The sequence below is a fragment of the Rubrobacter sp. M3-4 genome, from assembly GCF_059772285.1.
On sequence record NZ_JCBAJP010000011.1, the window covers coordinates 89,068 to 102,194 of the forward strand.

At 69.7% G+C, this 13,127-nt stretch carries 11 protein-coding genes; 7 read left to right on the forward strand and 4 right to left on the reverse strand.

The window, feature by feature from the left end:
- Positions 1 to 42 precede the first annotated feature (42 nt).
- The 6 genes from AC6EKW_RS12295 (at position 43) to AC6EKW_RS12320 (ending at position 8,257) form a co-directional block, all read left to right on the forward strand.
- Positions 43 to 1,323, forward strand: coding sequence for a nickel pincer cofactor-dependent isomerase, group 22 (locus AC6EKW_RS12295; protein ID WP_273889230.1), 1,281 nt, complete (start codon positions 43 to 45; stop codon positions 1,321 to 1,323).
- Positions 1,324 to 1,482: 159 nt separating this feature from the next.
- The gene (gene aroA / locus AC6EKW_RS12300; RefSeq protein ID WP_273889229.1) at positions 1,483 to 2,802 is read left to right on the forward strand and encodes a 3-phosphoshikimate 1-carboxyvinyltransferase; all 1,320 of its coding nucleotides are present in this window, start codon (positions 1,483 to 1,485) and stop codon (positions 2,800 to 2,802) included.
- A 13-nt stretch (positions 2,803 to 2,815) separates the two neighbouring features.
- Positions 2,816 to 4,423: an AMP-binding protein gene (locus AC6EKW_RS12305; RefSeq protein WP_498514529.1), complete on the forward strand. Its 1,608-nt coding sequence runs from the start codon at positions 2,816 to 2,818 to the stop codon at positions 4,421 to 4,423.
- Positions 4,420 to 5,556, forward strand: a complete 1,137-nt coding sequence (locus AC6EKW_RS12310) for an acyl-CoA dehydrogenase family protein (RefSeq protein WP_498514530.1) — start codon at positions 4,420 to 4,422, stop codon at positions 5,554 to 5,556. Before AC6EKW_RS12305 ends, AC6EKW_RS12310 begins: the two co-directional genes overlap by 4 nt.
- Positions 5,556 to 6,347: an SDR family oxidoreductase gene (locus AC6EKW_RS12315; protein ID WP_498514531.1), complete on the forward strand. Its 792-nt coding sequence runs from the start codon at positions 5,556 to 5,558 to the stop codon at positions 6,345 to 6,347. Before AC6EKW_RS12310 ends, AC6EKW_RS12315 begins: the two co-directional genes overlap by 1 nt.
- Before the next feature lie 44 nt (positions 6,348 to 6,391).
- The gene (locus tag AC6EKW_RS12320) at positions 6,392 to 8,257 is read left to right on the forward strand and encodes an MFS transporter (protein WP_498514532.1); all 1,866 of its coding nucleotides are present in this window, start codon (positions 6,392 to 6,394) and stop codon (positions 8,255 to 8,257) included.
- Between the two features lie 6 nt (positions 8,258 to 8,263).
- Here the strand turns inward: AC6EKW_RS12320 and egtD are convergent, their stop codons facing one another.
- From egtD to AC6EKW_RS12340, 4 genes are read right to left on the reverse strand one after another with little or no spacing between them, the layout of a single operon-like run.
- Positions 8,264 to 9,241, reverse strand: a complete 978-nt coding sequence (gene egtD, locus AC6EKW_RS12325) for an L-histidine N(alpha)-methyltransferase (RefSeq protein WP_498514533.1) — start codon at positions 9,239 to 9,241, stop codon at positions 8,264 to 8,266.
- Complete coding sequence (egtC, locus tag AC6EKW_RS12330) at positions 9,238 to 10,026, reverse strand: ergothioneine biosynthesis protein EgtC (protein ID WP_498514534.1); 789 nt, start codon at positions 10,024 to 10,026, stop codon at positions 9,238 to 9,240. Before egtC ends, egtD begins: the two co-directional genes overlap by 4 nt.
- A 2-nt stretch (positions 10,027 to 10,028) precedes the next feature.
- Positions 10,029 to 11,339 (reverse strand): ergothioneine biosynthesis protein EgtB, encoded by a 1,311-nt coding sequence (gene egtB / locus AC6EKW_RS12335; protein WP_498514535.1) that lies wholly within the window; start codon positions 11,337 to 11,339, stop codon positions 10,029 to 10,031.
- Positions 11,340 to 11,368: 29 nt separating this feature from the next.
- Entirely contained in the window at positions 11,369 to 12,325 is a 957-nt protein-coding gene (locus AC6EKW_RS12340; RefSeq protein ID WP_273889221.1) for a zinc-dependent alcohol dehydrogenase family protein, read from the reverse strand.
- Positions 12,326 to 12,438: 113 nt separating this feature from the next.
- On the opposite strand from AC6EKW_RS12340, the gene AC6EKW_RS12345 reads away from it, so the two are divergent.
- Positions 12,439 to 12,981, forward strand: coding sequence for a hypothetical protein (locus tag AC6EKW_RS12345; RefSeq protein ID WP_273889220.1), 543 nt, complete (start codon positions 12,439 to 12,441; stop codon positions 12,979 to 12,981).
- Positions 12,982 to 13,127 lie beyond the last annotated feature (146 nt).

The following is a 13,127-nucleotide window of genomic DNA, read 5'->3' on the forward strand; positions in this document are numbered from 1 at the left end:
CTATCCTTCTTCGAGAGAGATGTGTTCGTGGGGGTAAGAGGCATGCAGAGAATCGTCCACGGCGAGATAGAGGAACTGCTCTCGCGGGTCGAGCCGCCGCGGGTCGCGCTCGTCGAACAGGAGCTCGAGAGTCCGCCCGCCATAAGGGACGTCCGGTCCGCGGTGCGGGAGGCTCTCGGAGAGGTGGAGCTCCCGAGGGGTTCGGTCGCGGTCGGCGTCGGCAGCCGGGGCGTGGGGCGTGTGGCGGAGATCGCCTCCGCGCTCGTCGAGGCGCTCAAAGACGCCGGGGCCGATCCCTTCATCGTGCCTGCGATGGGGAGCCACGGGGCCTCCACCGCCGAGGGGCAGGCGGAGGTGTTGCGGCACCTGGGGGTGAGCGAGGAGCGGGTCGGTTGCCCGATCCGGGCGACGATGGAGGCCGTCGAGGTGGGGAGAACCCCCGCGGGCGTCCCGGTCTACATGGACCGATACGCCTTCGAGGCCGATGCGGTCGTGGTCATGAACCGTGTGAAGCCGCACACCGCCTTCCGCGGGGAGGTGGAGAGCGGGCCTACCAAGATGCTCGCGATCGGGCTCGGCAAGCAGAAGGGGGCGCACGCGGTGCACGCCGCCGGCTGGGGAGCCATACACCGCACCATCCCCGAGGCCGCCCGCGTCGCCATCGAGACCGGCAGGGTCGCCTTCGGGCTCGCCGTGCTCGAGAACGCCGACGAGGAGCCCTGCCGCATCGTCGCGATCCCGGCGGAAGAGCTCCCCGAGAGGGAGATCCCGCTCCTCGAGGAAGCCAAGAGCAACCTCCCGCGGATACCCTTCTCCGAGCTCGACGTGCTCGTCGTGGACGAGATCGGCAAGAACGTCTCCGGAGACGGTGCGGACCCGAACGTCACCGGACGCTACCCGACACCCTACGCTTCCGGCGGCACCTCCGTGGAGAGGATGGTCTTCCTCTCCCTCACCAGGGAGACCGGCGGAAACGCCAACGGCGTCGGGATGGCCGACGTCGTCACCCGGCGCCTCGAGGAGCAGATGGACCGCGAGGCCACCTACATGAACGCCCTCACCTCTACCACCCCGGCGCCCGTGCGGCTGCCGATGGTCATGCCGAACGATCGGCTCGCGGTCGCCGCCGCCCTCGAGATGTGCGCCGGGGTCCGCCCGGAGGAGGCCCGCCTCGTTCGGATAACGAACACCCTCCGGCTGCACCGGATGTGGGTCTCGGAAGCACTGCTCGACGAGGTGGGGGAGAACCCCCGGTTGCACCTCGTCGAGGAACCCATCCCCATGCGCTTCGACGAGGAAGGGAACCTCGAAAGGGTGGACTGACCCTCCCGGAGGGAGTATCTTTTCTGGCCGGCGGAGAACTTGTTGAGGCGTTGGCCCGGCCGCGGGAATATACTCCTTTTAATGACGAGAGACCGCCAGAACCGGCGAGGCGGCCCGCGCGGTTTTGCCGGGTGCCGGGAAGAGAGGGGGTAGAGAGACATGGGCTACCTGTGCGTACGCGGCGTCGATGGTCCGCTGCGCGGGACGATCGGCGTCCCACCCTCCAAATACCATGCCCACCGGGCTCTGATCCTGGGCTCGCTCGCCCCGGGCACCACGCGGATAGTCGGGCGCAGCGAGGCGAAGCACGTCTGGCACACCGTGCGGGCGCTGCGCCTGCTCGGGGCCGAGGTCGAGGAGACCGAAGAGGGCTACGCGGTGCGCGGCGGGTCCTACCGCCCGCAGAGGGAGCGCATCCCGCTCGGGAGCTGCGGGAGCCTCGCGTACTTCATAATCGGGCTCGGGTGCCTCTCCGAATCGCCCGTCACCTTCGACGCCGAGAAACAGCTTCGCAACCGCCCCATCGGGGGACTGCTCGAGGGGCTGAGGAGGATCGGCGTGCACCTCGAGGCCTCCGGGGGCGGACGCCTGCCGGTCACGGTCTACCCCGGGCGCCCGAAGGGCGGACGCGTCGAGATCGAGGGTACGCTCTCGCAGTGGATCTCGGGGCTCCTCATGGTCGCCCCGCTCGCGACCGGCGACACCGTCATCGACGTGGTCGGTGAGATCAACGAGCGCCACTACCTCGACCTCACGGTGCGCATGCTCGAGAGGTTCGGCATCGAGGTCGGGGTCTCCCCGGACCACCGGCGTTTCGAGGTGCCCGGCGACCAGACCTACCGCCACCGGCCCCGGCTCGTCCTCTCCTCGGACGTCTCCTCCGCGGCCTACGGGCTCGCCGCCGCCTCGATGCACCCCTCCGACCTGCTGTTCACCGCTACGAGAAGCTGCGACGACCACCCCGAGCGGGCAATCTTCGACGTGCTCGCGGAGATGGGGCTGCCGATGGACTTCGCCGACGACCGCAGGGAGCTGCGGGTGGTGCACGACGGGAGCCCGCTGCGCGGGATGGAGATAGACTGCACCGACTTCCCGGACGCGCTGCCCGCCCTGTGCGCGGTCGCCGCGCTCGCCGAGGGCCGGACGGTCTTCGAGAACGTCGCCCACGCCCGCAAGAAGGAGTCCGACCGGGTCAGGGCCTCGCTGCAGCTCACCAGGATGGGCGCGAGGATGAGCGCGACCGAAGACACGATCGTCGTCGAGGGCGTGCGCGGCCTCCGGGGGCAGGCTCTGAGTTCGTTCAACGACCACCGCATCCTGATGTCGCTCGCGGTGGCCGGCGGGGCGGCGGAGGGCGAGACGCGACTGACCTTCCCGAACGCCTACCGCATCTCCTACCCGCGCTTTCTGGAGGACATGAACGGCATCGGTCTAAGTATGCGCGTCGAGCAGCGCACCCGCGCCACGACCCATGCCTGAGCCGAAGGACCTCATGGCACCGGTCTACCCGCACCTCCTGGAGGGGGAGTGGCCGGAGCGCCTCATAACAGATTTCCTGCACGAGCACGCGCGGAGAAAACCGGAGAAACCCGCCCTCGTCGACGAGAGCCGGGGCCGGAGGGTGGTGCTCGGCTTCGCCGGGCTCGCAGACCGGGTGGACCGCATCGCCACCGCGCTGCTCGGGCTGAGCGTGAGGCCCGGGGAGGTGGTCTGCTTCCAGCTGCCGAACTACTGGGAGTTCGTCGCGCTGCAGCTCGCGCTTTCGCGCATCGGCGCGGTAAGCTGCCCGCTCATCCCGGTCTTCCGCGAGCGGGAGCTCAGGCTGATGGTCGGCCAGTCGGAGAGCCGCATCCTCGTCGTCCCGGACCGCTTCCGGAACTTCGACTACCCGCGGATGGTCGAGGGACTGCGGGGGGACCTGCCGCAGCTCGAACGCGTCTTCGTCGTGGGGGATGATGTTCCTGCCTGGGCCGAGCCTTTCGAGGAGCTGCTCGAGGCCGAACCCGACCGGAAGGCGCTCGAGGCGGTCCGCCCCTCGCCCTCCGACCCGACGCAGCTTCTGTACACCTCCGGGACCTCCGGGGAGCCCAAGGGCGTCGTGCACGTGCACAACGCGCTCATCCTGGCCGACCTCTTGCACATCGAGCACTTCGGGCTCGGGGAGGAGGATACCGTCTTCGTCCCCTCCCCCTGCGCCCACCAGACGGGTTTTTTGTACGGGATGTGGCTCGCGATGGTGCTCGGGGCGACAGCGGTCTACCAGGATGTCTGGGACGGGAGGCGGGGCCTCGAGCTGGTGCGCAGGTACGGGGTGCGCTTCGTGCAGGCTGCGACGCCGTTTCTGGTCGATCTGGTCGAGGCGGTCAACGAGACCGGAAAGAGCCCGGAGGATCTGCGCATCTTCGTCGCCACCGGCGCCTCGGTACCCAGGAAGCTCGCGCAGGAGGCGCGCGAGGTGCTCGGGGCGAGCGTGTGCGGGGCGTGGGGGACGACGGAGGGGTGTCTGGTCACCGCCGGCACCCCCGACGACCCGCCGGAGAAGACCTGGCAGACCGACGGGCGGCTGCTGCCCCGGATGGAGATGCGCGTCGTCGACGATGGGGGCAATCCCTTGCCCGCCGGCAGGGAGGGACGCTTCCAGGTGAGGACGCCCTGCCTGTTCACCACCTACCTGCACCACCCGGAGTGGTACCGGACGGCGGTGAGCCCGGACGGCTGGTTCGACACCGGGGACCTCGCGGTCGTGGACGACGAGGGGTACATGAGCATCACCGGGCGGGTGAAGGACATCATCAACCGGGGTGGGGAGAAGGTGCCGGTCGCGGAGGTCGAGCAGCTCCTCTACGAGCACCCGGCGGTCTCGGACGTGGCGATCGTCGCGATGCCCGACCCGAGGCTCGGGGAGCGGGCCTGCGCCTACGTGGTCCTGCGCAAAGGGGCCACCCTCACGCTCGAGGACGTGCGAGGGTACCTGCTCGCACGCGGGATGGCCAAGCAGTACTGGCCCGAGAGGATCGAGGTCGTCGAGGAGATGCCCCGGACGGCGAGCGGCAAGATCCAGAAGTACGTCCTGCGCGAGCGGGCGGCGAGGCTCGTATGAGTGCGGGGGACTTCCGGCGGCTCGAGGAGGAGATCTCCGCCTTCGTGGAAGGGAGGGCCGAGGAGATCGCCGCCGCCCTCGAGGAGGGTGAAACGGACTCGGGAGAGGTGCGCGAGGAGCTGCGCCGGCGGGGATACCTGAACCTCGCCGCGCCGCGGGAGCTCGGCGGGGCGGGGGTGCCCTTCTCGCGCTACGTGGAGCTCGTCGAGCTCTTCGGCCGCACCCACGGCACGATCAGGACGATCGTGCACGTCGCCAACGGCATCTGGCGGGCGGTGGACGGGCGGGCGACCGGGGAGCAGCGCGAGCGGTTCGTGCGGCCGCTGGTCGCCGGCGAGGTGACGGCGGCCTTCACGATGAGCGAGCCCGACTCCGGGGCCGGGGCGGACCTGAAGACGAGCGTGCGGCGGGACGGAGAGGTGTATCTGCTCTCGGGGGAGAAGCACATGATCACCTTCGGCCTCACCGCCGACTACCTGCTCACCTTCGCCCGGCTCGAGGGCACGGCCGGCGCGGAGGGGACCGTGGCGCTCATGGTCCCCCGCGATGCGCCGGGCGTCGAGGCGCGCCCAATGCCGCCCGCGATGGGGCTGCGCGGGACCGACTACGCCCGCGTGAGCTTCCGCGAGGTCCCAATCCCGCTCGAGAACCGGCTCGGGGAGGAGGGCGAGGGGCTCGCGGTGGCCTTCGAGGGTTTTCTCGCCCCGAGCCGCATCGCGGTCGCCGCGAGCTGCGTCGGGCTCGCGGAGAGGGCGCTCGAGCTGTCAGCGGATCACGCGAGGGGACGCGTCACCTTCGGCCGGCCCCTCGCCGCCCGGCAGGCGGTGCAGCATACGCTCGCGGAGATGGCGACCGAGGTCGAGGCGGCGCGCCACCTCGTGCGGTGGGCCGCCTCCAGATGGGAGACGGGGGAGGGCGGGCTCGTCGCCTCCTCCAAGGCGAAACTGTTCGCCACCGGGATGCTGCAGCGGGTGACCGACGGGGCGCTTCAGGTGCACGGCGGGGTCGGTTACTTCGCCTCGCCGATCGAGAGGATCTACCGGGACGCGCGGGTGCAGCGCTTCGAGGAGGGGACGGCCGAGGTGCAGAAGGCGCTCATCGCGCGGGAGTTGTTGGGCAAGGAGGGATCTTAGTGTCTTTCGAAGGAAAGCGGGCTCTCATCACCGGAGGATCGCGCGGCATCGGCCGGGCGATAGCCGTCGCCCTGGGAAAGCGCGGCGCGGAGGTCGCCGTCCACTACAAGGAGCGGAAGGAGGCGGCCGAGGAGACCGCCCGGGAGATAGAGCGGGCCGGGGGGAAGGCGATCACGCTCTCCGCCGACCTCGAGGACCCGCGGGCGAACGACGAGCTCTTCGACGAGCTCACCGCGCGCTGGGGCGGGCTGGACATCTTCGTCTCGAGCGCCGGAGCGAGCGCCTTCAAGAAGGTCGGCCAGTACGGGCCGCACCACCTCGGGCGCACCTTCGCGCTCAACGTCCAGGCCTTCGTCCTCGGGGCGCAGCGGGCCGCGGAGATGATGGCCGGCGGCGGCAGGATCCTCGCGCTCTCCAGCTACGGCAGCCAGCGCACCTTCGCCACCTACGCCAACATGGGGGCGGCGAAGGCCGCGATCGAGTCCTGGGTCCGCTCGATGGCCGCCGAGTACGGCCCGCGCGGGATAACGGTGAACGCCCTGAGCGGCGGCCTGATCGACACCGACTCGCTCCACTACTTCTACGGGATGCCCCAGATCCCGCCGATGGAGAGCGTCGTCTCGCGCATCCCGCGCCGCCGGGTCGGGACCGCCGCCGAGATGGCCGCGGCCGCCCTCTTCCTGCTCTCCGAGGAGGCGGACTACATCACCGGGACGACCCTCGTCGTCGACGGGGGCCTGAGCGTCGTCTCGCCGCCGTTCGTCGGGGAGGAGCCCGACCGGGGTTCCTGAAGGGAGGGGTTTAAACACCCCTCTTCCGGAGGTAGATTCATGGGGTGTCCGCGTCTCGGAGGATAGCCGGTCCCTCGCCCGGGCGTCGCAGATGGTGGGCGCTCGCCGCCTGCTGCTTCGGGCTGTTCATGGTCCTGCTCGACGTCACCGTGGTCAACGTGGCCCTGCCGGTGATACAGAAGGACCTCGGGGCGAGCTTCTCCGATCTGCAGTGGGTTATAGACGCTTACACGCTGGCGCTCGCGGTCTTCGTGGTGACCTCCGGGCGGGTCGGGGACATCTTCGGGCGCAAGAAGGTGTTCATGACCGGGCTCGCGGTCTTCACCATCGGCTCCTTCCTGTGCGGGCTCTCCGGGCACCTCTCCTTCGCCGGGCTCTCGCACGTGGATCTTCTGCTCGTCGCGCGCGGGATACAGGGGGTGGGCGGATCGGTGATGCTCCCGGTCTCCCTCGCGATAGTCTCCGCGACCTTCGAGGGGCCTCAGCGGGCGACGGCGATCGGGATCTGGGGCGGGGTGAGCGGGCTCGCCACCGCCGTCGGACCGGTCGTCGGGGGCTTTCTTGTCGAGAAGGTCAGCTGGGAGTCGATCTTCTACATCAACATACCCGTAGGGGCCGCGGGTATCCTGCTCTCCGCCTGGGCGATCCGGGAGACGAGAGACGAGCGGGCCCCGAGGTCCATAGACCTCTTCGGGCTCGCCACGGTCACGGCAGGGCTCTTCTGTCTGGTCCTGGCCCTGATCCGGGGCCAGGACCGGGGGTGGACCTCTTCCTACATCGTTTCGCTCTTCGTCGTCGCGGCGATCGCGCTCGTCGCCTTCGTCGCGGGTGAACTGCGGATGAAGCACCCGATGGTCGACCCGAGGCTGTTCCGCAACCGCAGCTTCACCGGTGCGGCGATAGCCGCCTTCACCCTGAGCGCCGGGCTCTACTCGCTGTTTCTCTACCTGACGCTCTATCTGCAGAACGCTTTGGGCTTCAGCGCGCTCGAGACGGGGCTGAGGCTCCTGCCGCTGAGCGGGCTCGTGCTGTTCACCGCGCCGCTCGCCGGGAATTTGAGCGGTCGCTTCAGCCCGCGGCCCGTGCTCTTCTGCGGGATGGCGCTGCTCGCGGTCGCGGCGTTCCTGATGACGCGCATCTCGCCGCGGGATACGGCGTCCGACTGGGTCGTGCTGCTGCCGGCCTTCGTCGTCGCCGGGCTCGGCAACGGGCTGGTGAACGCCCCGATCTCGACGACCGCGGTCGGGACCGTCCCCCGGAGGCTCTCCGGGATGGCCTCCGGGGTGAACAACGTCTGCCGGCAGGTCGGGACCGCCTTCGGCGTGGCGCTCTGGGGGGCGATCCTAACCAACCGCTACGACGACTACGTGCGCCAGAAGATACAGAACCTGAACGCCCCTCACCTGACCGGGCAGGTCAAACAGAGGATCATCCAGGGCGTCCAGGATGCCGGGACCACCGCCGGGAGCACCGGCCTGAAAGGGGCCCCGCCGCGCTTCGAGCAGCTCCCGTTCTTCGGCGAGGTGCAGCGGATAGCCCGCGCCTCGTTCATAGACGGGACCGTGGACATCTTCCGGCTCGCCGCTTTCATGCTCGCGCTCGGGGCGATCGCCTCGGTGCTGCTGGTCCACGGTTCGGATCTCGAGGGACAGACCCGGGGCGAAAAACGGCGGGGCGGCCTCGATCCGCTGCTCGGCGGGGTCGCGCTCGCCTACCTGAGCCACCGGCTCGAGAGCGCCGACGGGAACTCGCCGCAGCTCGTCTCGGCTGCGGCGCGGCTCGTCCCGGAATCCGAGGGCTCCGAGGAGGAGCGGGCCAGGATCGCCGGAAGGGACCTCGTGCGGCCGCTGGCGGTGCGGATGCTGCTCGAGGCGTTGCGCCGCCGGCAGGGTCCCGGCGGAACCGGCTGAGCCTTCTCACCCCACCCCGGCGAGGGCGAGCGCGAAATACCCGCGCCCGTCGGTGTAGAGCTCGACGAGGGAGAGCCCGGCCTCCCGGAGAACCTCCTCGACCGAGTGTGGGGAGAACTTCGCGCTGATCTCGGTGCGCATCCCCTCGCCCGCCTCGAAGTGCACGAGCTCCTCTTCTCCCACCCACACGCCCTGCTCCATTCTGGCGTCGAGCCACATCTCCACGCGGCTCTCCTCTGCGTCGTAGAAGGCGCGGTGCTCGAAGCGATGCGGGTCGAGGTCCGTCCCGAGGTGGCGGTTCACGACGTGTAGCAGGTTCCTGTTGAACCGGGCCGTCACACCCGCGGCGTCGTCGTACGCCGCCTCGATGACGTCGGGGTCCTTGACCAGGTCCACGCCGAGCAGCAGGTGGTCCCCGGCTTCCATCCCCGCGCGCAGCTTCGAGAGGAACACCCTCCTTCTCTCGGGGGTGAAGTTGCCGACCGTGCCGCCGAGGAAGAGGATGAGCCTCTCCCCGGAGGCGGGCTCGGCCAGGAGATCGCCCAACGAGGCGTGGAAGTCCCCGACGTAACCCCTCACCTCCAGGCCCGGGTACTCCTTCGAGAGCCTCGTCCCGCTCGCGCGCAGGGCGCTCTCGCTCACGTCCAGCGGCACGTAGCGTACCGGACCGCCGTCGTGGGAGAGCATCGCCTCGATCAGGACCCGGGTCTTGCTCGCAGATCCGGAGCCGAGCTCGACGAGCTCCCGACTGCCGGTCCTGCGCAGGATGTCCTCGGCCCGCTCGCGCAGGATGGAGAGCTCGGTGCGGGTCTGGTAGTACTCGGGCTGGCGGGTTATCTCCTCGAAGAGCGCCGAGCCGCGCTCGTCGTAGAAGTACTTGGGCCAGGGCGAGAAGTCCTTCGCCACGAGCCCCGCCCGCAGCTCCTCCGACGGGCTCGCCGTCCCCCGCCTCAGGACGCTCACGCGGACCGCATCCCCGCTCACGACAGCGGCCTCAGGGTGATGCCCGCCCCCGAGACCGAGAGCAGGTGCCCCTCGGGGACCTCGCGCCATTTCGGGTCGCCGTCGAGCCTCTCGGAGGCGACGACGGTCGCCTGCGGAAAGGCGGCCCCATCCTCGAGGACGTAGAGCGAGTCCGCCCTCCCCCGGCTCGCGAGGCGGGTGAAGGCCATCGTCTCGCCGTCGGTCACCGCCAGGTTGAGCCGGGCCGCCGCGCCCCGCTCCTCGCAGAGCTCCACGACCCTGCGGGTGGTCCCGGCGAGCGCGGCGCCGGGGTCCTCGTTCTCCCGCAGGAGGTCCAGCAGGAGGGCGAAGACTGTCTCCGAATCCGTTGCGCCGGAGAGCGCGGCGTAGGACTCGTCGCTCAGGGAGTGGCGCAGCCGTCGCATGACCTTTCGCTGGAAGCCTTCTATGGCGCCGTTGTGCGCGAAGAGGTACCTGCCCGAGGAGAACGGCGGGGTCCCGCTCTCCTCCGCCACGAGCGGCGGGGTGGCGCTGCGCACGGCGGCGAGGATGCAGCGGGAGCGGGTCCTCGGGGCGATGCTCGCGAAGCTGCGGTCGGACCAGATGGGACGCGTCGAGCGGTAGAGCGCGGGCTCCTCTCCGGCCCACGGCACGTACCACCCGGCCCCGAAGCCGTCGGCGTTCACCGTGCCGGAGAGCATCTCCCGCGGGGCGTGGCTCTGGACGAGCAGCGAGTGGGGCGGCTCGAGCACGAGCGAGGAGACGGTCGCCTCGGGGCCTCCGAGGTAGGCGGCCAGGCGGCACATCCCTACTCGCTGCGGGCGCAGCGGAACCCGGCGAAGAGCTGGCGCCTTATCGGGAAGTCCCAGTTGCGAAAGGTGTTGCGGATGGCGCAGGGCCGGGTCGCCCAGGAGCCGCCGCGCAGCACCATGTACCCGTCGTCGAAGAAGACCTCGGAGTACTCCCGGTAGGGGAAGCTCTCGAAGCCGGGGTAGCCGGAGAACTCGGTCGCGGTCCACTCCCAGACGTCCCCGATCAGGCCCAAAACGCCGTAGGGGCTGGCGCCTTCGGGGAAGGCGCCCACCCCGGCCGGGCGGAAGGCGAGCTGGTCGAGGTTCGCCCTCTCGGGCGTCGGGAGATCGTCCCCCCAGGGGAAGAGGCGCCTGGTCTCGTTCTCGGGGTCCCAGGAGGCCGCCTTTTCCCACTCGGCCTCGGTCGGGAGCCGTTTGCCGGCCCAGCGGGCGTACGCGTCGGCCTCGTACCAGGAGACGTGCATGACCGGTGCCTCGGGGTCGAGCGGCTCCTCGAAGCCGAAACGCCGGATGCGCCACCCGCCGGCCGCGCTCCGGTGCCAGGACATGGGGTGGGTGATCTCCTCTTCGCGGATCCAAGCCCACCCCTCCGGCTCCCAGAGTTCCTTTCTCCGGTAGCCCCCGTCCTCGACGAACTCGAGGAAGGCGGCGTTGGTGACGGGTACTTTGTCTATGTAGAAGCCGGGCAGATCGACCTCGTGCGCCGGGCGCTCGTTGTCGAGCGCCCACGCGGTATCGTCGGTCCCCATGAGAAACGCCCCGGCCGGGACGTGGACCATCTCCTCCTCGGGTGGGTTCGCCGGGGGGAGATGCCTGCGGGGTTCGGGCCGGTAGCCCTCTCCCCGCATGAGCTGCAGCGTCTGGAGCATGGTCTCGTTGTGCTGGGCCTCGTGCTGGAGGACCATGTTGTAGACGAAGCCGCCCTCGAGCAGGGGGCCGCCGTCCTCGAGGTCGACCTCACGCAGCACCTCGAGCGCGGCGGCGCGCACGGTGTCCAGGTAGCGGTCGGCCTGCTCCCGGTCGAGCATCTCCAGCGAGGGGCGCTCGCTGCGCGGGGTGAGCATGGCGTTGTAGATGTCGAAGAGCTCCCGGTCGGAGAGTTCCCTCCCCGCCACCTCTTTCAGGAGCCAGAGCTCCTCGTAGTTGCCGATGTGGCCGTAGTCCCAGATGAGGGGGCTCATGATGGTGCTGTGCTGGGCGTAGAGGTCCTCGTCGGAGACGGTGGAGAGCAACATCCGGGTGCGCTCCCGGCCCTCCTCCATCCTGCGGGCTATCTCTCGTTTGAGGGTGCCGCTTCTGGTGTCCATGGTCCTTACACCTTCGCCTTCCTTCGTTCTCAGGAGGAGACGCGCAGCACGACCTTACCGCGTCCGTGACCAGAATCGAGGCGCGCGTGGGCTTTGGCGACCTGGGTGAGGTCGAGCACCTCGTCGAGCAGCGGTCTCATCTGCCCCCGCTCGATGAGCCGGGTCATCTCTTCCAGGCGTCGCCTCTCGCGGGTGAGGAAGACGCCGTAGAGCGTCTGGTTCTTCAGGTAGAGCTGCGTGAGGTCGCCCTGAGCCCCGAGGATCGTCGCGAGCCTGCCGAAGGGCCGGGTGCAGGCGGCGCTCTGCGCGCAGGTCTCGCCGCCGACGGTGTCGAAGACCGCGTCCACGCCTGCTCCGCCGGTCTCGGCGAGCGCGACCTCGGAGACGTCCTGGCTGCGGTAGTCTATGGCGACGTCGGCGCCGAGGTCTTCGAGGGTCTTCTGGTTGTCCGGGCCCGCGGTCGCGAGCACCCGGGCTCCCGCGGCCTTCGCTATCTGGACCGCGAACGATCCGACCCCGCCGGCGCCGCCGTGGATCAGGACGGTCTCCCCGACCTTCACGTCGAGCCGGCGCACGATCGCCTCGTAGGCGGTGCCCCCGGCGAGCGGGACCGCCGCGGCCTCCTCGTGCGAGAGCGAGGGCGGCTTGGGGGCGACGATGGCCGCCGGGACCGCGCTGTACTCGGCGTAGCTCCCGTTGGACTTCTCGCCGAAGATCTCGGGTGTGTAGTAGACCTCCTCTCCAGGGGAGAACTCCGTCACGCCGGGGCCCACCTCCTCGACGACCCCAGAGACGTCCGCGCCGAGGACCAGCGGGGCCTCGAGGCCGAAGGCGGTGCCGTTGGCCCGGATCTTGGCGTCCACCGGGTTGGTGCCGGCGGCGACGACCCTGACCAGTATCTCGCCCGGACCCGGCTCCGGGCGGGGTACGTCTCGCTCCTCGAAGAGCTCCGGTGGTCCGAACTCTGGAGTCACCATCGCGCGCATCTTTACACGCTCCTTTCGCCTGAGATTCTTTCCAAGGTCTCTCTGTGCCCGGCGGGGCACCTTCTCAAACGACTACAATACGGTTCGTACGGGGGAGAAGGAGGTCGTAGAAGGTGGTGGAGAGGGAACCGGAGGCGGGACGGGAGATCGCGGCGGCGCTGGGAGACTCCTACAGGGCGTTCGCGGAGAGCTTCATCGAGGCTCAGAAGAGGAACACCGGCCTCGTCGAAGGGTGGGCGAAGAGCCTGCAGGGGCTCCTCGAGAGCCAGGCGGAGGCCAACCGGGCGCTCGCCCGGGCGATGGAGTCCTACGTGAGGGTCGTGGACGAGGCGCTCGAGGGCCAGCGGCGGACCGGCGAGGCTCTCAGGGAGAGCCTGGAGGCCTACCGTGGGGTGCTCGAGCAGACGAACGCCGTGCAGGAGCGCAGCGCGCGGCTTCTGGAGGACTTTTTCGGGAGCCTGCAGAGGGAGCTCGCGGAGCAGGCCGAGAGCGGGGAGCGCGTCGCCCGGCAGCTCTCGGAGAACACCAGGGAGCAGCTCGAAGCGTTCGAGCGGCTGATGCGGGGGGCCTCAGACGCTTACCTGGAGATGTTGAACGCTCCCTACGAGTTCTACCGGCAGGCGATGCGGTACGGCAGGAAGCAGGACGAGCGGTAAGAGAAAAAGGAGAGCTATGCAGAAGACGCAGTGGAAGGTGCGCAACCTCATCGGGGGGGAGTGGCAGAAGAGGGAAGATCTGCCGACAGAGCCCGTCTACAACCCTGCTACGGCAGAGGTCATAGCCCAAACCCCGCTTTCCACAG